This is a genomic window from Micromonospora sp. NPDC049004 (genome assembly GCF_040649315.1).
Lineage (GTDB): Bacteria > Actinomycetota > Actinomycetes > Mycobacteriales > Micromonosporaceae > Micromonospora.
Genome location: NZ_JBEZFG010000003.1, coordinates 357986 through 382458 on the forward strand (window position 1 = coordinate 357986; position 24473 = coordinate 382458).

General features: G+C 70.9%; 17 protein-coding genes. 9 read left to right on the plus strand and 8 right to left on the minus strand.

Translation table 11 applies throughout. The features are described 5' to 3' along the window. Positions 1–214 precede the first annotated feature (214 nt). From AB0B97_RS11030 to AB0B97_RS11050, 5 genes are read left to right on the plus strand one after another with little or no spacing between them, the layout of a single operon-like run. The gene (locus tag AB0B97_RS11030) at positions 215–1189 is read left to right on the plus strand and encodes an ABC transporter substrate-binding protein (RefSeq protein WP_357492643.1); all 975 of its coding nucleotides are present in this window, start codon (positions 215–217) and stop codon (positions 1187–1189) included. A 7-nt stretch (positions 1190–1196) separates the two neighbouring features. Beyond that, positions 1197–1967 (plus strand): ABC transporter permease, encoded by a 771-nt coding sequence (locus tag AB0B97_RS11035; protein ID WP_234582715.1) that lies wholly within the window; start codon positions 1197–1199, stop codon positions 1965–1967. Next, positions 1964–2779, plus strand: a complete 816-nt coding sequence (locus AB0B97_RS11040) for an ABC transporter permease (protein ID WP_357492645.1) — start codon at positions 1964–1966, stop codon at positions 2777–2779. The genes AB0B97_RS11035 and AB0B97_RS11040 overlap by 4 nt, the downstream gene beginning before the upstream one ends. Next, the gene (locus AB0B97_RS11045) at positions 2772–3587 is read left to right on the plus strand and encodes an ABC transporter ATP-binding protein (RefSeq protein ID WP_357492647.1); all 816 of its coding nucleotides are present in this window, start codon (positions 2772–2774) and stop codon (positions 3585–3587) included. The genes AB0B97_RS11040 and AB0B97_RS11045 overlap by 8 nt, the downstream gene beginning before the upstream one ends. Positions 3588–3625: 38 nt before the next feature. Beyond that, positions 3626–4576: a PaaX family transcriptional regulator C-terminal domain-containing protein gene (locus tag AB0B97_RS11050; protein ID WP_357492649.1), complete on the plus strand. Its 951-nt coding sequence runs from the start codon at positions 3626–3628 to the stop codon at positions 4574–4576. 16 nt (positions 4577–4592) lie between these two features. Here the strand turns inward: AB0B97_RS11050 and AB0B97_RS11055 are convergent, their stop codons facing one another. The 5 genes from AB0B97_RS11055 to AB0B97_RS11075 form a co-directional block, all read right to left on the minus strand. Continuing rightward, complete coding sequence (locus AB0B97_RS11055; protein ID WP_357492651.1) at positions 4593–6293, minus strand: CocE/NonD family hydrolase; 1701 nt, start codon at positions 6291–6293, stop codon at positions 4593–4595. A 56-nt stretch (positions 6294–6349) separates the two neighbouring features. Continuing rightward, a complete protein-coding gene (locus AB0B97_RS11060; RefSeq protein WP_234582710.1) occupies positions 6350–7219 on the minus strand; it encodes a carbohydrate ABC transporter permease in 870 nt (289 codons plus the stop codon). Further along, the gene (locus AB0B97_RS11065) at positions 7216–8169 is read right to left on the minus strand and encodes a sugar ABC transporter permease (RefSeq protein ID WP_357493424.1); all 954 of its coding nucleotides are present in this window, start codon (positions 8167–8169) and stop codon (positions 7216–7218) included. The genes AB0B97_RS11060 and AB0B97_RS11065 overlap by 4 nt, the downstream gene beginning before the upstream one ends. 71 nt (positions 8170–8240) lie before the next feature. Further along, positions 8241–9509 carry an ABC transporter substrate-binding protein gene (locus AB0B97_RS11070; protein WP_357492653.1) on the minus strand — a complete coding sequence of 423 codons (1269 nt, stop codon included), beginning with the start codon at positions 9507–9509 and terminating at the stop codon, positions 8241–8243. A 416-nt stretch (positions 9510–9925) separates the two neighbouring features. Continuing rightward, positions 9926–11107, minus strand: coding sequence for a low temperature requirement protein A (locus AB0B97_RS11075; RefSeq protein ID WP_357492655.1), 1182 nt, complete (start codon positions 11105–11107; stop codon positions 9926–9928). Positions 11108–11195: 88 nt separating this feature from the next. Here AB0B97_RS11075 and AB0B97_RS11080 point away from each other — a divergent pair, with 88 nt between their 5' ends. Then, positions 11196–11804 carry a methyltransferase domain-containing protein gene (locus tag AB0B97_RS11080; RefSeq protein WP_357492657.1) on the plus strand — a complete coding sequence of 203 codons (609 nt, stop codon included), beginning with the start codon at positions 11196–11198 and terminating at the stop codon, positions 11802–11804. A gap of 45 nt (positions 11805–11849) precedes the next feature. On the opposite strand, the gene AB0B97_RS11085 is transcribed toward AB0B97_RS11080, so the two are convergent. From AB0B97_RS11085 to AB0B97_RS11095, 3 genes are read right to left on the minus strand one after another with little or no spacing between them, the layout of a single operon-like run. Continuing rightward, positions 11850–12917 carry a hypothetical protein gene (locus AB0B97_RS11085; RefSeq protein WP_357492659.1) on the minus strand — a complete coding sequence of 356 codons (1068 nt, stop codon included), beginning with the start codon at positions 12915–12917 and terminating at the stop codon, positions 11850–11852. Then, positions 12914–14659 (minus strand): hypothetical protein, encoded by a 1746-nt coding sequence (locus AB0B97_RS11090; RefSeq protein ID WP_357492661.1) that lies wholly within the window; start codon positions 14657–14659, stop codon positions 12914–12916. Before AB0B97_RS11090 ends, AB0B97_RS11085 begins: the two co-directional genes overlap by 4 nt. 36 nt (positions 14660–14695) lie before the next feature. Then, complete coding sequence (locus AB0B97_RS11095; protein ID WP_357492663.1) at positions 14696–15862, minus strand: hypothetical protein; 1167 nt, start codon at positions 15860–15862, stop codon at positions 14696–14698. 318 nt (positions 15863–16180) lie between these two features. Between AB0B97_RS11095 and AB0B97_RS11100 the strand changes: the two genes are divergently transcribed. The 3 genes from AB0B97_RS11100 (at position 16181) to AB0B97_RS11110 (ending at position 24464) form a co-directional block, all read left to right on the plus strand. Next, positions 16181–16792: a hypothetical protein gene (locus tag AB0B97_RS11100; RefSeq protein WP_234582703.1), complete on the plus strand. Its 612-nt coding sequence runs from the start codon at positions 16181–16183 to the stop codon at positions 16790–16792. A gap of 215 nt (positions 16793–17007) precedes the next feature. Beyond that, positions 17008–17823: an alpha/beta fold hydrolase gene (locus AB0B97_RS11105; RefSeq protein ID WP_357492665.1), complete on the plus strand. Its 816-nt coding sequence runs from the start codon at positions 17008–17010 to the stop codon at positions 17821–17823. After that, positions 17820–24464 (plus strand): condensation domain-containing protein, encoded by a 6645-nt coding sequence (locus AB0B97_RS11110; protein WP_357492667.1) that lies wholly within the window; start codon positions 17820–17822, stop codon positions 24462–24464. Before AB0B97_RS11105 ends, AB0B97_RS11110 begins: the two co-directional genes overlap by 4 nt. The last annotated feature ends 9 nt before the right edge of the window (positions 24465–24473 follow it).

The window sequence follows — 24473 nt, forward strand, 5'->3', positions numbered from 1 at the left end:
CCAATCGCATAGTTTGGTCACAAAATCGTCACGCGTCAAGACGTATTCCCATCGAGATCCGACCACTCGTCTCGCATTGCGATTCGCCTTATCGGAATTCTTGACAATCAATCACCTCTGCATGACGCTGATCGACGCGGTCGGATGGTTCACCTCTCCTCGCCGGCCCTCACTCCTCCGGATGCACCAGCGCTTCGCACGGAAGGGCTCGTCCATGAAGAAGGCCACCGCCCTCGCTGTTCTCGCCGGCCTCGTGATCGCCCTGACCGGCTGTACGGACTCCGACGCCACCGATCCGTCCCCCGGGACGAGCGGCGACCTGCGCAAGGTCCGCGTGGCCGCGCTGCCGATCAGCGAGACCGCCGCGCTGTGGGGCGGCATCAAGGCGGGCATCTTCCGGGAGCAGGGGCTCGACGTGGAGGTCGTGCCCGCGCAGGGCGGCGCGCAGGCCATCCCGGCGCTGCTCAACGGCGACATCGACTTCGCCATCGGTCAGCCGTTCGGCCCGTTCCGCGCCGACCTGCAGAACCTCGGCGTGGTGATCATCGGGAACTACGCGTCGTCCTACGCCGACGGTGACGACATCAACGCCGTGGTGGCGTCGGCGAAGTCGGGCATCACCCGGCCCGCCCAGCTCGCCGGGCGCAAGGTGTCGGTGAACAGCCTGGGCGCCGCCGGCGACGTCACGATCATGGCAGCGGTCGAGAAGGACGGCGGCGATCCGGCGAAGGTCAAGTTCGTCGAGGTGGCCTTCCCGGACGCGCCGGCCCAGCTCGCCGCCGGCAACATCGACGCCGCCTGGGTGACCGAGCCGTTCATCACCCAGCTGCGCAAACGCGGTGACGTCCTCGTGGTCGCCCCCTATCAGGCCACCGTTCCCGGACTCACCACCCTGACGACGATCACGTCGAGCAAGCTGAAGGACTCCGACGCCTCCCTGGTCGCGGACTTCTCGGCGGCGATGAAGAAGACGCTCACCTGGGCCAAGGATCCGGCGAACGAGAAGGACCTGCGTCAGGCCATCAAGGACAACCTCAAACTGCCGGAGGCGGTGGCGGACTCCGTGCGGCTCCCGGCGTTCGGATGGGAGCTCGACCGGGCCGGCCTGGAGCAACTGGCGACGCTCGCCCAGAAGTACCGCGTCCTCGACCGGCGACCCGACTTCGACCGCCTCATCCAGCAGCAGTAGCCGGCCGATGCGCAAGATCCTGCTGGGCGCCGCCGGTCTGCTGGGGTTCCTCGTCGTCTGGCAACTGATCCCGACCCTGGGACTGGTCGACCCGCACTACCTGCCGTACGCCACCGACGTGTTCGGACGGTTGGCCGAGGAGGTCCGCGACCTGGCGTTCTGGCGGCGGGTCCGGCTCACCATGACGTCGTGGGCGATCGGCCTGACGGTGGCCACGCTCGCCGCGGTCGCGCTGGGGACCGTGATCGGGATGGTGCCGTTCCTGCGTCGCGCGACGCACACGACTGTCGAGTTCCTGCGGCCGGTGCCGTCGGTCGCGCTGATCCCGCTCGCCGTGCTGATGTTCGGCCTGCAGATGCGCGCCGCGCTCGTCATCATCGTCTACGCGGCGTTCTGGCAGGTGTTCGTGCAGGTGATCTACGGGGTCGCCGACGTCGACACGGTCGCCCGGGACACCGCGCGGAGTTTCGGCCTCACCCGTGCCGAGCGGCTTCGGTATCTCGTCCTGCCGACCGCGCTGCCGTACCTGATGACCGGCCTGCGTCTCGGCGCGGCGGTCGCCCTCATCCTGGCCGTGACCGCGGAGATGGTGATCGGTAACCCCGGCCTCGGGCGCATGATCGAGCTGTCCCGCTCCGCCGGAGACGCGGTCGGCCTCTACGGGCTCGTCGTGGTCACCGGGATGCTCGGGCTGCTGGTGAACGTCGTGTTCCGCTTCGTCGAACGGCGCTCGCTGGCCTGGCACCAGTCGGTGCTCGCGGACGAGGCGACCCGGTGACCGCCGTCGGCACGGGCCGGGCCCGCCCTCGCGACCTGGGCGTCCGGGTCGCCGAGAACGTCCTGTTCACGGTCGGGCTCCCCGTTCTGGCCGTCGGGCTCTGGGCCGTCTGGTCCACCCGGTCGACGAACCGGTTCCTCGTCGGCCCCCGTACGCTCCTCGACGCGTTCCGGCAGACCTGGATCGGCCCGGCGTTCGTCGACGACGTCCTGCCGAGCGTGTACCGGCTCCTGATCGGACTGTTCGCGTCGATCCTGCTCGGCGTCGCCGCCGGCGTCGTCATCGGCCGGTTCCGCCCGCTCCGCGAGATCCTCGAACCGCTGCTGGAGTTCTTCCGCGCGATTCCGCCGCCCGTCCTGATCCCGGTCGCGATGCTCCTGCTCGGCATCACCGACACCATGAAGGTCGTCGTCATCTCCTCCGGCGCGATCTGGCCGATCCTGCTGAACACGATCGAGGGCGTCCGGGCGACCGACAGCGTGATGCTGGAGACCGCGTACTCGTTCCGGATCTCCCGGTGGGACCGGCTGTGGCGGCTGATCCTCCCGGCGGCGAGTCCGCGCATCATGACCGGCGTACGGCAGGCGCTCTCGGTGGCCCTGATCCTCATGGTGATCTCGGAGATGTTCGCGTCGTCGGCCGGCCTCGGCTACCGGATCGCCTACTTCCAGCGGAACTACCTCATCGCCGAGATGTGGAGCGGCATCCTCCTGCTCGGCCTCATCGGCGTCGTCCTCGCCGTGGTCTTCGGTGTCGTCGAACGCCGCGTCCTGCGCTGGTACCACGGAATGAAGGAGGTCACCCGTGGCTGACGGGCGTCCCCTGCTGAGGGTCGAGCACCTGCGGAAGGTCTACGCGTCCGGCCGGGGCGAGGTCGAGGCGATCGGGGACATCAGCTTCACGATGGATCCCGGCGAGCTGCTGTGCGTCGTCGGACCCTCGGGCTGCGGGAAGACCACGCTCCTGAAATGCCTGTCCGGGCTGCTCCGGCCGACCAGCGGCCTCGTCGAGATGGAGGGGTCGCCGGTGACCGGCCCGAGCCCGGCGATGGCGGTGGTCTTTCAGGAGTACGGCCGCAGCCTGTATCCGTGGCTGACCGTCCGAGGCAACGTCGAGCTTCCGCTTCGCCACAAGAAGCTCTCCCGCGCCGAACGCGCCCGGCTGGTCGACGACGCCCTCGACGCGGTCGGGCTGCCGCATTCGGGGCGCAGCCATCCGTGGCAGCTGTCCGGCGGGATGCAGCAGCGGGTCGCGATAGCGCGGGCCCTCGCGTACCAGCCGGACGTGCTGATCATGGACGAGCCGTTCGCCGCGGTGGACGCGCAGACCCGCGCCGACCTGGAGGACCTCGTCCGCGAACTGCACCGCACGCGGCGGATCTCGACGGTCTTCGTGACGCACGACATCGACGAGTCGGTGTATCTGGGCCAACGCGTGCTCGTCCTGTCCAACTCCCCCACCCGGGTGCAGGAGGACCTCGCGATCGACCTCCCGCCCGAGCGCGACCAGCTCACCACCCGGGCCCTGCCCCGCTTCACCGAGCTGCGGACCCGCGTCTACGAGCAGATCCAGCGGGCCAAGCGCGGGCCGGTCCCCCCGGGACCGGCCCGTCGTCAGTAGACGCCCGTCCGGCTCGGCCAGAACACCGGAGCGCATCAGTGGTGATCCCGTACGAGATGGCGGACATCGTCCCCGACGTCGCCGGCTCCGTGCGGTTGCCCCGTCGCCAGGCGGGCAGCTCGCCGCAGGGCCTGGCGACGACGTTGATCGCTGACTACACCGCGCGTACGCGGGCCTGGCTGCCCTCGGCGTCGATCGTCGCGCTGCTCGCGGAGACCGGGGTCAGCCCCACCGGCGGCCGCACCGCCATCAGCCGGCTGGCCCGCCGGGGAGTCCTCGAGAACCACCGGGACGGGCGGCGCAGCTCGTACCGGCTGACCCGGACCGCCGCCGACGAACTGCTGGGCGGCGGGGCCTGGATAGCCGGATTCGCCGCCGGGGGCGACTCGTGGGACGGGTCCTGGACGCTTGTCGCCTTCTCCCTACCCCAGGAGGCCAACGGTCACCGGCGCGCGCTGCGCGACCAGCTGCGCTGGCTGGGGTTCGCGTCGCTGTTCGACGGGCTGTGGATCTCTCCCGACAAGCTGAACCCGACCGTCGAGAACCGCCTCCGGGCCTTCGGCGTCGGTGCCATGAGCATCTTCCGGGCCCGGCACGTGGACCTGGCGAATACGAGCGACAGGTCGCCGATCGAGGCGTGGGACGTGGCCGCCATCGCCCACCAGTACGAGACGTTCATCGAGCGCTGGCGGCCGCTGCTCCCGCAGATCCGGACCGGGCGGATCACCGGCGCCCGCGCGGTCGCCACCCGCACCGAGGTCATGGACACCTACCGGCGTTTCCCCGTCCTCGACCCGCAGCTGCCGATCGCGCTGATGCCCGCCGACTGGCCCCGAGGCCGTGCCCGGGAGCTGTTCGTCTCGGTCTACGACGGCCTCGCCGCGCCCGCCGAGGAACACGTGCGCGCGGTCGTCGCCCGGTTCGCCGACTCCCCCGACCCGGGCATCCGCGCCCACACCACCGGGGATCTCCGCGCGGGCGCCGCCTGACGGCCTCGACGCCGCGTCAGCCACGCCCGCCGCCGGTCGCCGGTGCCCACCCGTCCCAAACCGGCAGGTCGATCCGGGACGGGTGGGCGGGGTCGTGGGAGATCTCCTGCTCCGCCCGGACGGTGGTGGCCGCGGTGGCGGCCGGTTCGCCGGTGCCCGGATTGCGGGCGTAGCGCGGATGCGCCCCCGAGCTGACCTGCACGGCGATCCGGTGGCCGGGGGCGAAGCGGTGGAAGGCCGGCCACAGCGGCACGTCCAGGGTCACGAAACCGTCCCCTTCGGGCGGCGGGTCGGTGGCCGCCGTGCCGACGCTGCCGATGCGGCGGATGCCGTCGCACACGCTCATCGAGCGGCCGTCGGGGTGCACGTCGCAGATCCGCACGAACACGTCGGCGCTGGCGGCCGTCGAGCGGAACCGGACCCGGGCGACCGGCTCCCCGGCGAGGACGACCGGGCGTGCCAGCGGTGGGCTGCGGAAGACGACCACGTCCGGGCGGCGTTCGTGGGCGCTGGTGTCGACCGGTCCGCAGCTGGGGCCCATGTCGGGGCCACCGAGCGCCGGTGTGGGCCGGTCGGGGTCGTAGCTGTAGCGGGTGGTGCCCCCGGCGGGGATCGCCGGGTCGAGCAGCCCGGACGGGTGCAGGTACCAGCGCCGCGTCGCGGTGCCCGGTGGCGGCCACACAGGTAGGTCGTGCCACTGGTCCGCACCCGTGAGGAAAGCGCGCACGGGCGCCGGCCGGGTCGCGGAAGCGCCGGCGAAGTGTTCCTTGAGGAACGCGATCGACTCGGCGAGAAACGGGCTCCGCTCACCGCCGTGGCCCCACGGGCCGATGGTCAGCCGGGGCGGGCGGCCGGCCGCGACCAGTTGGGCGTAGTTGCGCAGCTGCCAGGGCAGGAAGATGTCGTACCAGCCGGTGGCCAGGTAGACGGGTGCGGTCACGTCGGGCACCGATGCGGTGTGCGACTGCCGGGTCCAGTAGTCGTCGGTGAGCTTCTCGTGCGCCAGCCAGTCCTGGTACCAGCCGATCGGGTGGCCGGCCACGGCGGTGTCGCCGCCGGACAGGGGCAGGACGTCGAGGGCCTCGGCCAGCTTCCGATCCGGGCGCCGGGCGAGCCGCGCCCGGATCAGGGCGCCGCGCGGGCCCCGCAGGACCATCCGGCGCGACCAGCCGAGCGAGCCGCCCAGCCAGAAGGCGCCGTTGGTCCAGGTGACCGCACCGAAGTCGGCCATGGTGACGTTCAGGCACAGGGCGTCCGGGGCGTTCCCGGGGTCGTCGCGGCACATCCGTCCGGCCACCGCCCACTGGGTGTAGCCGAGGTAGCTCTCCCCGTACGTCGCGACGGCGCCGGTGAACCACGGCTGGCGGCGTACCCACCGGTGGGTGGCCATGCCGTCGCACTCCTCGTCGAGCTGGGGCCGGAAGGTGCCTCCGGAACCGCCCGTGCCCCGGCAGCTCTGCACCAGCACGGTGAACCCGGCCCCGGCCAGCGCGGGCGCATGGGTGAGCGAGCCGTGCCGGCCGTACGGCGAGCGGACCACGATCGTGGGCAGCGGCGGTTCCCCGGCGCCGACCGGTTGGTACAGGTCGGCTACCAGTTCGACGCCGTCGTCCATCGGCACGCGCAGCCTGCGCCGCACGGTGAACGGGTAGGGCGGCCTGGTCGGGCGGCGGGCACGTCGAAGCAGGCCGGCCAGCCGGCGGCGGACACCTGTCATCGTCCGTCCCTGTTCGGCCTCGGTCGCTGTGGTCAGGAGGTGGTGGGCCGGGCACCTCAGCCCTTGAACGCGCCTTCCATGATTCCCTGCACCAGCTTGCGCCCGACGAAGACGAAGAGCACCAGCAGCGGAATGGTGGCCAGGAACGAGCCGGACATGGCCAGGCCCAGATCGATGTCCCGGTTCTGCTGCAGTGCCTTGATGGCGATCTGGGCGGTGTAGTTCTCCGGCGACTTCAGCACGATGAACGGCCAGAGGAAGTCGTTCCAGGCGTAGACGAACGTGAACAGCCCCAGCACGAACGCCGCCGGCCGCACCAGCGGGAACGCCACCCGCCAGAAGATCTGCCAGGTGGTCGCTCCGTCCACCCGAGCAGCGTTCATCAACTCGTCGTCGATGGTGTTGCCGATGTGCTGGCGCATCCAGAAGATGCCGAACGCGCTGACCAGCCCAGGAACGATCACCGCCTGGAGGCTGTCCACCCAGTTGAGGCGGGAGATGATCAGATATTGCGGCACGACAGCCAGTTGAGCCGGCACCGTCATGGTCAGCACGACGATGAGGAACAGCGTGTTGCGGCCGGGGAAGGACAGCTTGGCGAAGGCGAAGCCGGCCAACGCGCAGAGCACCGCCTGCCCCACGGCGATGGTGCTGGCCACGATGAGGCTGTTGAGCAGGGACTGTACGAACGGCACGATGGTGAAGACCAGCTTCGCCAGGTGCAGGAAGTTGCCGCCGGGCGTGAGGTGCGGCGGGAGGGTCGTGGCGGTGGCGGAGTCCGTCGTGGCCACCACGAACATCCAGTAGAGCGGAAAGACGCTGACCAGGCTCGTGAGGGTGAGCAGGAGGTAGACCGTCGTCGGGACGCGGTTGGCGTGACGCCGCCGGGCCCGCTTGGGTGCGGCGGTCGAGGTTCCGGGCTTCACGGACGCTCCGAGCGGATGCGGGTGGCCAGCAGGTAGTTGAGGCCGGCGAAGGCCACCACGATGAGGAAGAGCGCGACACCGACGGCCGCGCCGTAGCCGAAGTGGAACTGCCCGAACGACTGTTCGTAGAGGTAGAGGGTGACGGTCTGGCACTGCCGCGCCGCCCCGCAGGTGAGCCCACCGACCGGGTTGGCAAGCAGAGGCTCGGTGAAGACCTGCAGGCCGCCGATGGTCGACGTGACGACGGTGAAGGCGATGATCGGCCGCAGCGACGGGATGGTGATGTGCAGGAACTGCTTCCAGCCGTTCGCACCGTCCGCCGCGGCGGCCTCGAACAGTTCTCGGGGGACCGCCTGCAACGAGGCGAGGTACAGCAGCGTGTTGTAGCCGGTCCAGCGCCAGGCGATCATCGTGGCGATCATGACGTGGCTGCCCCACAGCGAGGCGGTGAAATCGATGTGCTCGAAGCCCAGCAGGCCGAGGATCCAGTTGATCATGCCGTAGTCCCGGTCGAACATCTGGGCGAACACGATAGTGGTGGCCGCCACCGAGGTGACGTAGGGAACGAGCACCGACATCCGGAACACCGTGGCCAGCCGCAGCCGCGCGTGGTTCAACATGTGCGCCAGGCCCAGGGCCAGGAGCAACTGCGGCACCGTCGACAGCACCCAGATGCTGAACGTGTTGCGCAGCGCGCCCCAGAAGCGCGGGTCGTGCACGAGGTCGGAAAAGTTGTCCAGCCCCACGAAGCGGTGTTCACCGATCGGATCCCAGTCGAACAGGGAGATGTAGAAGGTGAACAGCAACGGGAAGAGGCCGAAGATCAGGAACAGGATGAAGAAGGGCGAGATGTACGCGTACGGAGCCAGCCGCTCCCGTACGCTCTGCCGGATCTGCCGGTTGCGGCTGGGCCGTGGGAGGTCCGGTGCGGCGGCGGCCGGGCTGAGCATGGTGGTCAAGGCGTCACCTTCCCGACGCGCGGCAGCCGGGCCGGACCCGGCTGCCGCACATCAACCGTCCGTCATTCGCGCACGGCGTTCTTGACATTGGTCAGGGCGGTGTTCCAGGCGTTGGCCGGGTCCACCTTGCCCTGCTCGACGCTGGTGAGGGTGTTGAGCAGTTCGGTGCCGATGGGGCCGTCCTTCGGGCCGAAGTAGAAGGGCTTGATCCCGACCACCGACTGGGTGTAGATCTTGCCGATCGGCGCGTTGTTGAAGAACGGGTCGGTCTTGCCGACCAGCTGCGGGTCCGTGTAGACCGACGGCGTGGTGGGCAGCGATCCCTGCGACACGAAGTGCGCCAGCTGGCCCTTGGGTGACTGCATCTCGGAGATGTAGTTCCACGCCGCCTTCGCGTTCTTGGCGCGCTTGGGGATGGCGAGGAAGCTGCCACCCCAGTTGCCCGAGCCGCCGGGGATGGTGGCGATGTCCCACTTGCCGTTGGTCTCCGGGGCGTTCGTCTTCATCTGGCTGAGCATCCAGGACGGCGAGCACACCACCGCGTAGTCGCCCTTCTTCATGGCGGCGGTCCAGCCGGACGAGAACGATTCCTGCTTGGCGGAGATGCCCGCGGTGAAGGCCCTCAGCGTCACGTCGAACGCCGCCTTGACCTGGTCGTTGTCGTAGTCCAGCTTGCGGTCGGCGCTGTAGTAGCGCTGGCTGCCCTGGTTGACCGCCTGGAAGAAGACGCTCGTCGGCGTGTTGTCCACGAACGGCTTGCCGGTCTTCTGGACGTAGGTCTTGCCGACGTTGATGAAGTCGTCCCACGTCGGCCAGAGCTTGGCGACCGCCTCCCGGTCGGTGGGCAGCCCGGCCGCCTTGAACAGGTCGGTGCGGTAGGCGACCGCCAGGCCACCGACGTCGGTCGGCACACCGACGATCTTGTTGTCCTTGGTGGTCGACTGCGCCATCACCCAGTCGAGGTAGTTGCCCTTGATGTCGCCCGCGCCCAGCGTGGTGAGGTCGACGAAGTTGTCCGGCGACTGCATGAACTTCGGCAGGTCGTCGGCCTGGATCAGCACCAGGTCGGGCACCTTGCCGCCGGCCAGCGCGGCGGTGAGCGCCTGGGCGGTCTCGGTAGTGGTGCCCACCTCGGTGAGCTTGACGCGCACATCCGGGTGCGCCTTGGTGTAGACGTCGACGTCGGCCTTCTGGTTGATGTTGGCGAACGACCAGAAGTCGAACGTCTTCGTGTCGGCCGAGCTGGATGTGCCATCCGATCCCTGACAGCCGGCCAGGAGGAGGGCGGCTGTGGCGACGATGGCTGCGGCGGTGGTCCGGACGCGTTTCAACGGCCCTCCATACGGTGATCGTGCGGGGCGGTGGTCGGGTGACCGCGGTGGATCGGAGCGATGGGCGTGCCGGCTGCGGGCACGGGAGGCAGCGGCTGACGGGCGGCCGCACCGACGGGGTCAACTCTGGCCGCGTCGTAGGCGAGGTCGTCGGTTCCCGTCTCCGAAATCTATCGAGACATTTGCATGCCACTATTTCGTGCGCTGAGGCTACTAACTGCCACGTCATCCGTCAACAACCTCGCTGCCAGCAGGACCGCCCGCCGGCCGGGGAGCGTCCCGACCTCACCGCGCCGAAAGTTTCAGGCACCAGCAACCCGCCCGGGACCGGCGAAAGCCGGTGGCGGCGGGATCGCTGCCGCGGGGCACACAGGGTGCCGATGCCGAGGCGTACCAGCCGGCGGGCGACCTGCGGATCAGCCACCTCGACCGGGACGGCCCAGGTCGGCCCCGCCGACGAGGCCGAGCACCACGGCGGCCAGGACCAGGACCGCCAGGCCCGGCAGCCGGGCGCCGACCGGGACAGCCGCCATCAGCACCAGCGCCCCGCCCAGCCGGTGGACGGAGCGCCGCCCGCGGACCTCGTACTCCGCCCAGCCCTGCGCGAGGAGGAACAACGCCGGACCGCCGAGCATGATGACCGCCGGCGGCAACCCGCCCTCGTCGGTGGGGTGGGCGATGACCAGCTCGAATCCGACGGCGGTGACCAGCACACTGGCCACCGTCACCAGGTGGATGTAGGTCGCCCGCTCGCCGAGTCGCGCCGGGGACGTCGAGTCGCGGATCGCGGCGGGGAGCAGGTGTCCGGCGCGGTGGAAGTAGATCCGCCAGAACAGCACCGTGACGGCGAACGCGATGACGAACGCGGCGACCTTCGCGGGGGTCAACCGGTCCGCGCTGGAGGCCAGGCCGATCACCAGGATCGCCTCGCCGAGCGCGATCAGGAACACCTGCTGGTAGCGCTCCACCAGGTGGACCCCGTTGATCACCCACTGGTTCACCCGGGAGGCGCCGAGCCGGGGTATCGGCCAGCCGGTGGCGAACCCCACGTACTCGATGGCCAGGGCACCGGCCCAGACCGCGGGACGGGAGTGCTCGCTCACGGCGGCGCCGATGAGCCAGGGCACCGCGGCGACTGCCGTCCAGATCGTGATGCGGGTCGTCACCAACCGTCGTGGATGGTGGCGCAACGCCAGCGTGAGCGCGAGCGGCCGGCCGAGCTGGATGGTGACGTAGGTGACCGCGAACACCACGGCTCGGCCGCCGAACGCGTACGGCATCCCGATGGCCAGCACCAGCGCGCCGAACATGACCACGATGACCAGCGCCTGGACGAACGCCAGCGCCGGATCGTAGAGGCTGGTGACCCAGGCCGCCAACATCCAGATCAACCAGAGCAGCAGGAAGAAGAACAGCGCCTCGGCGGCCCCCGCCCGCACGTCGCGCTCCGGCTCGCTGGCGTTCAGCTCGGTGATGAGCCGTTGCGCGACCCGGGTGAGGGCGAAGACGAAGACCAGGTCGTAGAAGAGTTCGAGAAACGCCGCCCGGGGCGAGGCCACCGGATCGCGCAGCAGCCGTCCCGTCCACCCGTGCGCCATCCCGGCCACCCCCGGGCACTAACGATCTTCTGGACGGGCGGTTGCGTGCGGTCGGTCGCCCGGAGGGCGGAGCTCCTATAGTCGGGCGGTGGGCACGGAACAGGTACAGCAGGCGTACGCCGCGGTCGCGGATCTTTACATCGAACTGTTCGGCACGCGGGAGAAGGTGGACCCCGACGACCTCGCCCTCATCGGCCGGCACCTGGGGGGCCGACCCGGTCCGGTGCTCGACCTGGGCTGCGGCCCGGGTCACCTCACCGACCACCTTCGTTCGCTGGGCGTCGACGCCACGGGCGTCGACGTGGTCCCCGAGTTCATCGCCCACGCGCGGGCGACCCACCCCGGCGGCAGCTACCGCCTCGGGTCGCTGGACGACCTCGACGTCGCCGACCACTCAGTCGCCGGCATCCTGGCCTGGTACTCGCTGATCCACCTGCCGCCGGAGCGCCTCGACGGCGTGCTCGCCACGTTCCGCCGCGCCCTGGCCCCGTCCGGACGATTGGTGCTGGGCCTCTTCGCCGGCGACGAGGTCGACGCCTTCGACCACAAGGTCCTGACCGCCTACCGGTGGCCCGTCGACGAGATCTCCGAGCGGCTGGCGCGCGCCGGCTTCACCGAGGTCGAACGCCTCGAGCGCCGGGATGGTGGCATCCATCGGCCGCATTTCGCCATCGTGGCGGTCGTCACCGAGGAATGAGCCGGCGCGGTCGCGCGGCGGACACCGCACGGAACTCAGCCGACGCTAGTTCCGCCGATCCTGCATGAACCGGCAGGATTTCAACCAGAGCTTCACCGCGGTAGTCGCCGCCACCGTGCTGACGAACTGCCAATCCTTCACCCGGTCGGGCTCACCGAAGTCGGCGATCCCCCGCATGACCATCCAGGGAACGGCCTGCTCGTCGCAGGTGACCGCAAATCCGGCGCCCTCCATCTCCAATGCGCCGGTGCGGCGCTCCGGGCCGAACCACCGCGCCCGCCGTCCGACTTTGCCGTCCTCCACCAACTCGTCCTTGGCCTGGATCGTCTTCAGTATGAGCCTTGGACGGTAGGTCGCCGGGTCGAAGAGCTCAGGAACCTGCAGATCGTCCAGGTCGGCGGTTGCCGCCGCGACCTCCTTGGCGATCAGGTCGTGCCAGCCGAGCCGCTCCGGCCGGAACGACGTCATCTCGCGGGCGATCCTGAGGTCCGGGTCCAGCGACGCCGGGTCGGGCTCGTACCCGCGGGTCGTCGATATTCCGCGCCCGGTGTCGATGATCTTGTCGCCGAACACGACGTCGCCCAGTCTGACCTGCCCACTGTGACCGGCTGCCATGCCGACGAGGCAGCACAGCCTGACCTCGTACGTGGAGAACACGGTGTGCAGGAAGGCGGCCATCCGACTGTTACCGGCCGTCCCGCACTTGGTGATGATCCCCTTCAGCGGTGGCTGACCCTCACGCGCCACTTCGACGTCGAAGAAGTACGCGCCTCGCGCTGAATAGTCAGGTTCGCGTCGGAGGTCGACGCCCAGCGCCACCTTCGCTGCGTCGAACTCCCGCTCCTTCACCGTAACGAGCGCAAAGTCGACGCTACGCGACACCTGCCATCTGTCGAGCTGATCGAAGATGTCCTTGGCGCGCTCGGCATCAAGCCACCGCGAGCCCATGATCGCCGCAGCATGGACAAGGACCTTGGAGCGAAATCTCTCGTCGAGGCGGCTGACGGACCAAACAAGATCATCGAACATGATCGAAGCCACGTCATCAGACGCCTCTGACCGCAGCAGCGCGAGCAACGTCAGAACGTCGTTCTCCGTCGGCTGTCGGGTCACGGCCTGCGCACCGCTTCCGCATCGGAGTCCGCGCGCTGCGTGGGCACGTCCTTCCGGGGGGCTGGCGGCCGCCAGCCGTAGAGCGAGTGTCGCTGTCCTGCGGCCTCGGGCGCAAAGTCGAGCAGTGTGCAGACGGCCTTCACGTTCAAGCCCTTCGCGAGGGCGATGCGCTCCATGGCGTCGATCGTGTCGCCGGCACCGACGAACTCGTCGATGAGGACCACCTCCTTGGTGGCGACGGAGTCCAGTTCCTGGCACCAGGGGGCGGCGTCATCGAAGACCCGCTCCGGGGCGGTGCCGTCAACCACCTTCTCGATCGCCTCGCGGGGGATCCTCACCACTTGGGCGCCCGACCGCAGGGACAAGCTGTTGGACAGCTTGCGGGATCCCTGTTCGCGTTCGGGGCAGACCAACAGGATGTCCTGCCCCACCGTGCTCGTCGACCGACGCACAAACATCCATAGCTTGTCGGCCAGCCAATTCCCATACTTTTCAAGGATCCGAGGGACGTCAGGGACCACGGGGTAGGCGCCCCGGCGGGGAGTCGGCACGTCATCCTCGGGCTTCACGCCGCACATTCGTACGAGGTCCCAGAACTCCGCGGTGGTCAGCGTGTTGGTCCGCTCCTCGTACCGCCTGGTCTCTCCCACCACTGCCAGGCGGCACTCGGCCTCCAACTCGGTGCGTTGTTCGACCGACAAGAAGTATTCGACGTCGTACTCCGTGCCGTCGTCGCCCTCGATCCGACGGCGTCCGAACCGTGGCTGCGCTCCACCGACACAGAGGACGGCCAGGATCCGCAACCGGGTGGGACGCAGCGCAGCGGTAATGGTGGCGACCCGTTCCGCGAGTGACACCCCTGTGTTGACGACGGCGACGACGAGCAGCACCGATCGAGGGTGGGGATCCTCTGGCGCCTTGACGATCGCCTCGGAGAAGGACCGGACCGGCAGTGAGCCGGCGGATATGCAGGATCCCTTCAGTGGATTGGCAAGCCAGTTCGACACGGACTCGTGATAGACGACCAGGTCAGGCCGCTCGGCGGAGTCAGAGCCGAGCGCGTCGTCCAGCAGATGGCCGAGTTCGTCCTGTGCCCGGCTGGCGTCGAAGTAATGGCGCAACACCTTCCGCTCACCCTGACGGCCATGCGGGCTGAACCAGCCGAGCCGAGTGATCAGCTTTCGTTCCAACAGATCGATCGGCGCGGTCCGCAGACGATTCAACGCGCTCCGATAGTCGTCGACATCGTCGTCCGACCAGGACGAGGTGCCGCCGTCGGAGAGGAGATGGATCTGACCGGAGGTCAACCGCGTCTGCAAGCGTTCACGAAGTTTGATGTCTTCCGCCTGTTCGGTGGGCAGCAGGATAACCAGGGTTCGATCGGCCCACTGCTCGGTGTCGCATGCGGCGCTCACCGCCGAGGCGAGATGCAGCAACGCCTCAGGACGGAGAAACAGCTCGCTGTTGACTGTCTGGGTGCTCACCGACAGATCGAGGATTCCGAGGTCGGCCCGGTCAGGAAGCTCCATCAACGCCTGAAAGAGCGGCTGGTAGACCGAACCGGTTTCGACGAGCGCCTTGTCCGTGGCGACGGTGTGGAAGGCAGCTGCCGATTCCGCGTAGCGCAGCGTGCGGCCGGCGACGATCCGGGCAACGTCCGCGTAGAAGGCGCGCTGCCGGTCGTCCGGTTCCTCGCCCGGCCCCAACCCGAAGCGAACGAGATCGAACGTGGTCTGTGACATCTGTGGGGACTGTTCCAGCATCGGACAGGCGCCGGACTAGTCGTTGAGCGGGAGGGTCACGACAACGAGATCACCGAGCACTGCCCCGCCGTTCGACCGATCGTAGGTGAGGGTCGGAGTCGGGGCTGGGACATCGGTGCCATCGCGCTGGTCGCGGGCCAGGGCGAGATGCGCATCGGCGCCGTAGGTGTCGAGTTGGCCGCCGAAGATGTCAACCACCGCGCTGGCGAGGACGGTGGGGCTGCTCGGCAGTTGCCAGGCATCCTGAACAGCCATGGGCGTGTGCGGCAAGGCTGCCAGCACGTTCTCCGGCTCGTCGAACACCAGTTCAAGCAAGTCAGTCGTCGCCACCCTGGTGGATCGCTCACCAGCCCCGTCCCACCAGAAGGCGATCTGGAGGTAGGCACGATCGTCTCGATGCAGTCCATAATGCGCGGCGACAACCGCGGTCTGCTTGTCGTGACCGATCGACGCGCGGATGAGGGTTTCCAGGATCACCAACCGGGCCACCTGGGCGCCAGGGCCGGCCAGATCCCGGTCGAGCGCGGCCACCACGTGCTTCGACAGCCAATCCGCCGCGTACCGTACCGCCGGCGCGTGCCGGGTGTTCGACCCCAGTTGGAGGACCTTGAGCGGAAAGATGTTGAAGGGAAGAGTCGGGCGCCTGCTGTTCCCCGGCGCGCGCTTGAGGTAGGAGTCGACGCGGGTCAGTCGGTACAGGCTCTCGGTGGTCAGCAATTGGGACAGCGACGTCTCGGAAGCGACCGTCACGGCATCCAGGAAGTTGATTTCCCGGAGAAAGTCGATCATCTCTGGCTGCTCGGGGAGTCGAACTCTGGTAACCAGCCCGAGACGGTGCCGTTCGACGATTTTCGAGATGAGGTAGACCGGCCCGGCAACATCGGAGAAAGAGCATTCCGTCAGGTCCAGCAACGCCCTCGGCTCGCTTCGCCAGTATTCGGCTGCCTTGGCCCACGAACGCCGCAGCGACTCAATTGCGCCGTCGCCTGGGATGGGGACCAGATAGCCGTCTTCGGCGGCCAACCTCTTCGCCGCCGACCTGCGGTCCAGGGCGTCCTGCAAACTGCGGCTCAGCGAACTGGTCGCCAGGCCCACGAACAACTTGGCGACGTGCAGCGCCAGCTGATCGCCCTTCGTCGGCTGGTACACCGTTGCCGATATCGACGCCTGCCGCCCCGTCATCGATACCCCAAGTCAAGTCGCGGACGGAGTGATCCTGAGCCCGTCCTTGTCCGATTGGGCGACACACCCATGCGTCAACATGACCAGCGGGTGAATCCCGAGCAGAAACCTAGCAGCGCGAACACGGCCTGTGAAGGTGCGACAGCACGTTACCGCGGTGTCGAAACCCGACAATGGACGGACGACCGATGCGGAGACCGACACTCGGGCCACGAAGCAGACCAAAAGGCAACCATGACGCCAGGTAGTGACTGGGGGGCGACTGTCGGATTCTGCCGACGATCTCCGGTCGGCCGAGGGCCATGTTCAAGATCGTCTATGCACGTGCTGACCGTTCGTTTGGCTGCTTCGGGCATCATGGGACGCATCATCGGTCGCGCGGGAAGGACGTGCATGGGCGGCGAAATCACCACCGGCGGGCTACTGCTCACCGAGTACGAGCAGCTGAAGCACGAGCAACGCACGCGAATCGGATTCCGCGACAACCTGATCTATGCCACTCTCGGATCGATGGCGGCGGTGGTCGCGGCCGTTCTCTCCGTCAAGGACCACGCCAATCTGTTGCTCCTGCTGCCCGTGGCCAGCGCCGTCCTCGGATGGACCTATCTGATCAACGATGAGAAGATCTCGGCCATTGGTCGCTACGTCCGCACGGACCTTGGTCCCCGCCTGATGGCGCTGACGTCGGACAGTCAGCCCGTATTCGGCTGGGAGACGGCCCACCGCTCCGACGCCCGCCGCATCTCCCGGAAGTACCTACAACTCGCCGTCGACCTGGGTACCTTCGTCGCTCCGCCAGTTGCCGCCCTGATCGTCTTCTGGGCGAATGGGCCCCTGAGCTTCGCCTTCGTCGCCGTGTCCGGCATCGAGGTCGCCGCCACGGCCGTGCTCGCCTGGCAGATCGTCGTCTACGCCGACCTGACCCGCTGACCCACGACGTGCACAACCATGGGCGGTGGCCCGGCTCGACGGCAGTGATGACGAAGCCGTTACGGGGCAAGCGAAACCGTCGTCACACGGGCTTTCACGGCCACCAGCGTGTCGCCGAGGTGCCGCCCGGCATCGGCCGCGCCCAGCGGACACCGCGACGAACCCTCAGCCGACGCTAAGACCGCTGTCACGGCCCGTTCCTAGCGTGTGCGGGCATGGCGACACCACCCGTATCCCTGCCGGCGACCGCCGCCCGAACGGCCGGCGCCGCAGCCTGGTTGAGCTGCGTCGCGCCGCGCCCGGCCGCCCGACTGCGGCTGGTGTGCCTGCCGTACGCCGGTGCCGGCGCTGCCGCGTACCGGCCGTGGGCCACCCTGCTGGGCGACGACGTGGAGGTGTGGGCCGCGCAGCTGCCCGGCCGTGAGCGCCGGCTGGCCGACCCGCCACTGAGCACCATGGACGAGCTGGCGCCCCCGCTGGTCGCGGCGATCGTCGAGCGGGTGCCGGTGCCGTTCGCGATCTTCGGGCACAGCATGGGCGGCCTGATCGGGTACGAGGTGACCGCCCGCCTGGTCGCGCGGGGAGACCACGTACCCCAGCGTCTGGTGGTCTCGGCGGCCCGTCCGCCGCGCACCGCGGCACCGCTGGGCGCGGCGCACCGCCTCGACGACGCGGCGCTGACCCGGTGGCTGCGCGACCTGGGCGGGATCCCCGACGAGGTGCTCACCGACCCGGGCCTGCTGGAGCTGATCCTGCCCACCGTGCGGGCCGACCTGACAGTCGTCGCGTCGTACCGGCCGGCGACCGTGCCGCCGCTGCCGCTGCCCGTGGACGCGGTGGCGGCGGCCGACGATCCCCTGGTCGACCCGGACGAGGTGGCCGGCTGGGCGGCCTGCACCGACTCCGGTTTCTCGCTGACCGTCGTGCCCGGGGGCCACCTCTACCTGCACGACACCCCTCCCCCGCTGTCCCGCCTGCTCGGCGGCGGGCCGGCCGCCGACCGCGCGTACGTCGAAGGGGCCACCCGATGACCCAGGACCTGCACCCGGACCTCGCCGACCTCACCCCCGAGCAGCGGGAGCTGCTGGCCCTGCGGCTGCGCCGGAGCCGTGCCGGCAAGGCCCCCGCCAGCCGCCCCGACACCGCCGTGCCGTCGCCCCGATCGGGCAGCGGACCGGCCAGCTACCCGCTCTCCTTCACCCAGGAGCAGCTCTGGTTCCTGGACCGGCTGGAGCCGGGCACGCCTGTCTACAACGTGCCCTTCGCCGAGCGGATCACCGGTCCCCTGGACGTCCCGGCGCTGCACCGGGCGATCGACGCGGTCGTGGCCCGGCACGACGCGCTGCGGATCGTGTTCGCGTCCGTCGACGGCGTCGTCACCCAGCGGGTGTCGGACGCCCTGGAGGTGCCGCTTGCGGTAGTCGACCTGACGGCGCTGCCGGAGTCGGAGCGGCAGGCCGCGATCGATCGGGAGGTCGCCGCGCACGCGGCAGTCACCTTCGACCTCACCAGCGGGCTGCTGCTCGCCGTCCGGCTGCTCGCCCTCGCCGCCGACGAACACCTGCTGCTGGTGACCGCGCACCACATCGTCTTCGACGCCTGGTCGGCAGGCGTGTTCGTCGAGGAGCTGGTGCGCTGGTACGGCGAGTTCGCCGCCGACGTGCCGGCCGGGCTGCCCGCGCTGCCCACCCGGTTCGTCGCGCACGTCGCCGCCCGCCGCCGGCCGGAGGCGGAGCGGGAGCTGGCCGGTCACCTGGCGCACTGGCGGGAACGGCTCGCCTCGGCGCCGTCCCGCTCGACGCTGCCACCGGACCGCCCCCGGCCGCCGGTGCAGACCCACCGTGGCCGGAGCCTGCCGTTCACCGTCGACGCCGAGGTGACGGCCGCCCTCGCGGGGCTGGCCCGCAGCGCCGGCGCGACAGTCAACGCAGTGGTCCTCGCCGGGCTGACCGCCCTGCTGCGCCAGGCCACCGGCCAGGACGACCTGTTGCTCGGGATGCCCGCCGCCGGCCGGGCGAGCACCGACCTGGAGCCGCTGATCGGCTGCTTCGCCACGATGCTGGTGCTGCGGGTGGACACCGGTGGCGACCCGAGCGTGCGCGACCTCGTCCGCCGGGTGCACCGCACGGTCAGCGAGGCGTACGCCCATCAGGAGGCCCCGTACGCGCGGGTGGTGGAGGAGGTCCGGCCGGTCCGCGATCCGAGCGTGAACCCGCTGTTCCAGGTGCTGGCGACAATGACCGACGGCGGTGTGGAGCAGCGGCAGGCCGGCGGGGTCACCTTCCGGCCGGTGCCCGCCGAGAGCGGCCTCACCGACTTCGACCTGTTCGTCAGCCTGACCGCGCACGGAGACCGGATCGACGGCGCTGTCGACTTCAACGCCGACCTGTACCTCGACGAGACGATCGCCGCAACCGTGGGCCGGCTGCCGGAGCTGCTGCGCGCCATGGCGGACGCGCCGGATGAGCCGCTGTCGGAGGTGACCGGGCTGCGCCGCCACCGCATCGCCCTGGCGGCCACCTTCACCGTGGACCCGCTGCGCGATCCGGTGAACTTCTGGCTGCGCTTCCTGCGCGTACCCGCGTCGGTGGAGCTGGCCGGGTACGGCCAGCTGGTGGCCCACCTGCTGGCCGGGCCGACGGCCGACGCCACTGTCTGCCTGCTGCGGTGGGAGGACTGGCTGCGCCGGCAGGACCACACCGCCGCCGAGGCGGCCCTCGACGCGGCGATGGACGACCTCGACGCGGCGGTGGCCGCGTACCGGCGGCGAACCGACGCCCCGCTGCTGCTGGTGGTGTGCCCCGCGTCGCCGCGCGCCGCCGACCGGCTCGGCGAGCGGTCCGGCCGCCTCGACGACCGGCTGGCCGCGTTGGCCGCCCGCACGCCGGGGGTCCACGCGGCCTGGGCCGCCGACCACGCCGGCACCTACCCGGTGAGCGAGGTGAGCGACGAGCGCGCGGACGAGTTGGGTCATGTGCCGTACACGGGCGAGTACTTCGCGGCGCTGGGCACGATCGTGCTGCGTGAGCTGCGGCGGCTCGTCGGCCAGCCGCGCCGCCTCGTGCTCGTCGACGCCGAGCGGCTGCCGCTCGACCGGCTCGCCGGCGCGCTGCCCGGCCACGACGTACGGGCGTACACGGCCGCCGCGCTCGCCGACGCCGACCCGGCCACCACAGTGGTGCTCGACGCCGACCCACAGGCGGTCGCGGCGCTGCACGAGGCGCACCCGGGCGTGCTGGCGCTTGCCGTGCCCGCCGGGTGGGACGAGCTGCGCCGGATGCTCGCCCACGTCTGGCCGCTCGACCCACCCGCGCCGACGCCGGCCACCGGGGCGAGCGGGCTGCACCCGGCGATCGGGGCGGAGCGGGCCGCGTACCTGGTCGAGGAGTTGAGCACGGCCGCGGCGATCGCCGACCGGAGCCGCCCGGCCCCGGCGGTTGCGGCGGCGGTCGACGGCGAGATCGTCGCGCCGCGTACCCCGACCGAGGAGCGGCTCGCCGGCCTGTGGGCCGCCGCGCTCGGCGTCGAGCAGGTAGGCGTGACAAGCGACTTCTTCCACCTCGGCGGGCACTCGCTGCTCGCCACCGGTCTGCTGTCGCAGGTGCAGGCCGAGTTCGGCCGCGAGGTGTCGCTCTACACCCTGTTCACCAACCCGACAGTGGCCGGGCTCGCGGCCGTGCTGGACGCCGACCCGGACGCCACCGCCCTCGCCCCGCTCACCCCCGCCCCGCCGGGTGTGCCCGCGGTGGCCTCCTCCGCGCAGGTGCGGCTCTGGGCCCTGGACCAGCTCGGCGACGACGTCGTCCGGCACAACACCACAGCCGCCGTCGAGCTGCGCGGCGACCTCGACAAGACGTCGCTGCGCCGGGCGTTCGACGACGTGCTGGCCCGGCACGAGGTGCTGCGCACGACCTTCGCCGACCGGGGCGGCGAACCGGAGCCCGTGGTACGCCCGCACATCGACCCGTGGCTGGAGACGCTGGACCTGACCGGGCTGCCGGCGGCGAAGCAGGCCCGGACCCTGCGCCGGGCGGCCGCCGAGCTGGCCGCGCACCGGTACGACCTGGCCGCCGGCCCGCTGGTGCGGGCCCGCCTGCTGCGGCTGCCCGACCAGCGCTGGCACCTGCTGCTCGGCATGCACCACATCGTCTGCGACAACACCTCGTGGAGCGTCCTGCTCGACGACCTCGCCGCCCGGTACGCCCACCACACCACAGGCGTCGACCGGCCGCTCGCCCCGCTGCCGGTGCAGTTCGCCGACTACGCCCGGCACCAACGCGACTGGTTGGCGTCGAGCGCCGTCGAGCCGCACCTGGCGTACTGGCGGGAACGGCTGGCCGACGCGCCGCCGCTGCTGGAGCTGCCCACCGACCACCCCCGCCCCGACGAGCGCTCGGACGTCGCCGGCTACCAGGCCCAGCGGCTGGGCACCGGGCTCGGCGCGGCGGTGCGGGAGCTGGCCCGGGCCGAGGGGGTCACCCCGTTCGCCGTGCTGCTGGCCGGCTTCACCGCCCTGCTGCACACCGAGAGCGGGCAACCGGACCTGGTGCTCGGCGTCCCCACCGCCGGCCGGGAACGCGCCGAACTCGCCCCGCTGATCGGCTGCTTCGCCGACCTGCTGCCGCTGCGCATGGACGTGGGCGGCCGGCCCACCTTCCGGCAGCTCGTGACCCGGGCGTACCGCACGGCACGGGAGGCGTACCGGCATCAGGGGCTGCCGTTCGCGACGATCGTGGAGGCGCTGCGGCTGCCCCGCCAGGCCGCGTACCACCCGCTGTTCCAGTGCGTGCTCAACGTCCTCGACGGCGCCGACGAGCTGCCGGAGTTCGCCGGGCTGGCGGCCACGCCTGTCGAGGTGCCGAGCGCCGGTGTCGACTTCGACCTCTTCCTCAGCCTCACCTGGCAGGGCGACGACCTGCACGCCGACCTGGCGTACCGGGCCGACCTGTTCGGGCCGGAGCGGATGGTCCGGCTGCTGACCGGCCTCGCGAAGGTGCTCGACGACGGGGTTCGTCGGCCGGACGCCCCGCTCGGCGGTGGACGGCGCGCGTCGGTGCCGCGCCGCCTCGCGCCGCCCGCGCCCCGGCTGGTCGTCGGCGGCACCGTCGAGGTGCCCGCTCTGGCGGCGACCGTCCGCTTCTGGACGGGGCTGCTGGGCCTGCCGCACGCCCTCGAACAGCTGCCGGCCGGCGCGCTGCTGCGGCTGCTGCGCGACCCGGCCGCCGGCCTGGCGGCCGGGCGACGGGACCACAACGTGCTGATGCTGCGCTGGGAGGACCGCCGGACACCCGGCCCGCTCGGCGCGGGCATCGTCGGGCTGCGCGACTTCCACACCGAGCTGCTGGCGGCACTTGACGTCCACCGGCAGCACAGCGCGGCGGCGCTGACGCTCGTGGTGTGCCCGTCGTCGCCGGAGTACCGGACGTCGCCGTGGAACGCGGTCTTCACCGAGCTGACCGCGCGGCTGGCCGAGGCCCGGCCCGACGTCGACGTCGTCGCGGTGCAGGCGTGGGCGCGACGCTACCGGGTGCACGAGCTGTTCGCCGGCGACGCCTGGTCGCCGGAGCTGGCGGCGGTCACCGGGACCCTGGTGGTGCGGCGGGCGGTCCGGCACCCGGCCCTGCGCCGGCTGGTCGTACCGGCCGGGCCGGCGCACCGGCAGGCGGAGCTGGCCCGGCTGCTCGCGGCCCAGGCCCGCTCCGGGCGCGAGGTGCTGCTCACCACCATGCCGCAGGGCGCGAAGCTGTCCGCGCTGGTCACCGCCGGGATCATCCGGTACGCCCCGACCCCGCCCACCGACGCGGCCACGCTGGTCCTGCACCCGGTCACCGAGCCCACGCCACCGGACGCCACGGCGCTGCCCGTCGACCCGGCGAACGGGCCGGTGGACGTGCTGCGTGGCCTCTGGTCCCTCGACGCGGACGTCTCCGGGGCCGCCGACGCGCCTGTCGACCGGATTGCCGCCGGCCTGCTCGCCGAGGTGGCCACCGAGCTGGGCGACGCGGCGGCGCTGCGCGTTGCGGTCACCGACGGGTACCGGCGCTCGGCCGACCGGGCCGCCGCCGCGCCGCGCACCGACCGGGAACGTCAGCTCGTGGCGATCTGGTCGGAGCTGCTGCGCACCAGCCAGCTCGGCATCAACGACGACTTCTTCGCCGTCGGCGGTGACTCGCTGCTCGCGATGCAGCTCGTCGCCCGCTGCGCGACGGCCGGCATCCAGGTCACCCCGCGACAGCTCGTCCGGCATCCCACCGTCGCCGAGCTGGCCGCCAGCCTCGGGGAGTCGACTGTGGCGCTGGACGCCGAACAGGGCGAGGTGCACGGCGACGCGCCGCTGACCGGCGCGCAGCGCTGGTTCACCGACGTGGTCGCCCCCACCATGGGCCGACCCGCCCTGTTCAACCACCCCTACTACCTCCAGCTGGCCCGCCCGCTGCCGGCGGACCTGCTCCGCGAGGCGGTCCGTCGGCTGGTGGCCCACCACGACGCCCTGCGGCTGCGCCTGACCCGTCAGCCGGACGGGAGCTGGCGTCAGCACCACGCCGACCCCGCCGACGCCGTTCCCTTCGTCAGCCACGACCTGACCGGACTCCCGCCCGACGAGCGGGAGGCGGCAGTCGAGGCCCGCTGCGCCGAGGCGCAGACCGGCCTGGACCTCACGGCCGGCCCGCTGGCCCGGGTGGCGCACTTCCGGCTCGGCCCGGAGCTGCCCGACCGGCTGCTGCTCGTCAACCACCACCTCGTCGTCGACGCGGTCTCCCGGGGCGTGCTCCTGGCCGACCTGGAGACGCTCTGCGACCAGCTCGAACGCGGCGCCGAGCCGGCGTTGCCCGCCAAGACCACGTCGTACCGGGCCTGGGCGCGGCGACTGGCCGGGTACGCGGGCTCGCCGCACCTGCGCGAGCAGCTGCCGTTCTGGCTGGCGCAGGCCGACGACCGTGTGCTGGCCCGGCTGGCCGACGAGCCGGCCGCAGCGCCGTTCCGCCTCGGTGACCTGGGCCTGGCCACCGTGACGCTGGACGAGGCGGCGACCCGGGGACTGCACGCCGCCGCCCGCCGGCTGCGCGCGAGCGTGCGGGACCTGCTCGTGTGGGCCGTGGTGGCCACCGTCGCGGGGCGTACCGGTGGCGCGGTCACCGTCGCCACGACCGGCCACGGCCGGGAACCGCTCTTCGACGACGTCGACGTCAGTCGCACCGCGGGCTGGTTCCAGGTGCTGTATCCGCTGCGGCTGGAGCTGCCCGCCACCACCGACGCGGCGCGCTCGGCCCGCTCGGTGATCCGCCAGCTCGGCCGGGTCCCGGACAACGGCATCGGGTACTCGCTGCTGCGCCACCTCTGCCCCGACGACGACGTACGCGCCCGGTTGGCCGCGACACCGCCACCGCAGGTCGCGGTCAACTACATGGGCGGCTTCGGATTCGACGACGTCGCCCCGGCCAACCAGCTCCTCGATGTCTGCGCGGCGCCGTTCGGGCCGACCGAGGACCCCGACGGGCACTGGCCCTTCCCCTTCGACGTGACGGGGTCGCTCACCGGCCCCGCGCTGCGCGTCGATCTGAGTTACGCCACTCCGGCCTTCCGGCCGGAGACCGCTGAGAACCTGCTCGACGGCATCCGGACCAGCCTTCTGCGCCTGGTCGGGAACCACGGGCAACCGCCACGGCAGTAGGAGGAGACC

Coding starts and splice junctions, on each gene's coding strand:
- AB0B97_RS11065 (WP_357493424.1), bottom strand. CDS start 8,169: ATGCTCAGCCCGGCCGCCGCCGCACCGGACCTCCCACGGCCCAGCCGC.
- AB0B97_RS11100 (WP_234582703.1), top strand. CDS start 16,181: ATGCACGTGCTGACCGTTCGTTTGGCTGCTTCGGGCATCATGGGACGC.
- AB0B97_RS11055 (WP_357492651.1), bottom strand. CDS start 6,293: ATGACAGGTGTCCGCCGCCGGCTGGCCGGCCTGCTTCGACGTGCCCGC.
- AB0B97_RS11095 (WP_357492663.1), bottom strand. CDS start 15,862: ATGACGGGGCGGCAGGCGTCGATATCGGCAACGGTGTACCAGCCGACG.
- AB0B97_RS11030 (WP_357492643.1), top strand. CDS start 215: ATGAAGAAGGCCACCGCCCTCGCTGTTCTCGCCGGCCTCGTGATCGCC.
- AB0B97_RS11110 (WP_357492667.1), top strand. CDS start 17,820: ATGACCCAGGACCTGCACCCGGACCTCGCCGACCTCACCCCCGAGCAG.
- AB0B97_RS11105 (WP_357492665.1), top strand. CDS start 17,008: ATGGCGACACCACCCGTATCCCTGCCGGCGACCGCCGCCCGAACGGCC.
- AB0B97_RS11090 (WP_357492661.1), bottom strand. CDS start 14,659: ATGTCACAGACCACGTTCGATCTCGTTCGCTTCGGGTTGGGGCCGGGC.
- AB0B97_RS11075 (WP_357492655.1), bottom strand. CDS start 11,107: ATGGCGCACGGGTGGACGGGACGGCTGCTGCGCGATCCGGTGGCCTCG.
- AB0B97_RS11035 (WP_234582715.1), top strand. CDS start 1,197: ATGCGCAAGATCCTGCTGGGCGCCGCCGGTCTGCTGGGGTTCCTCGTC.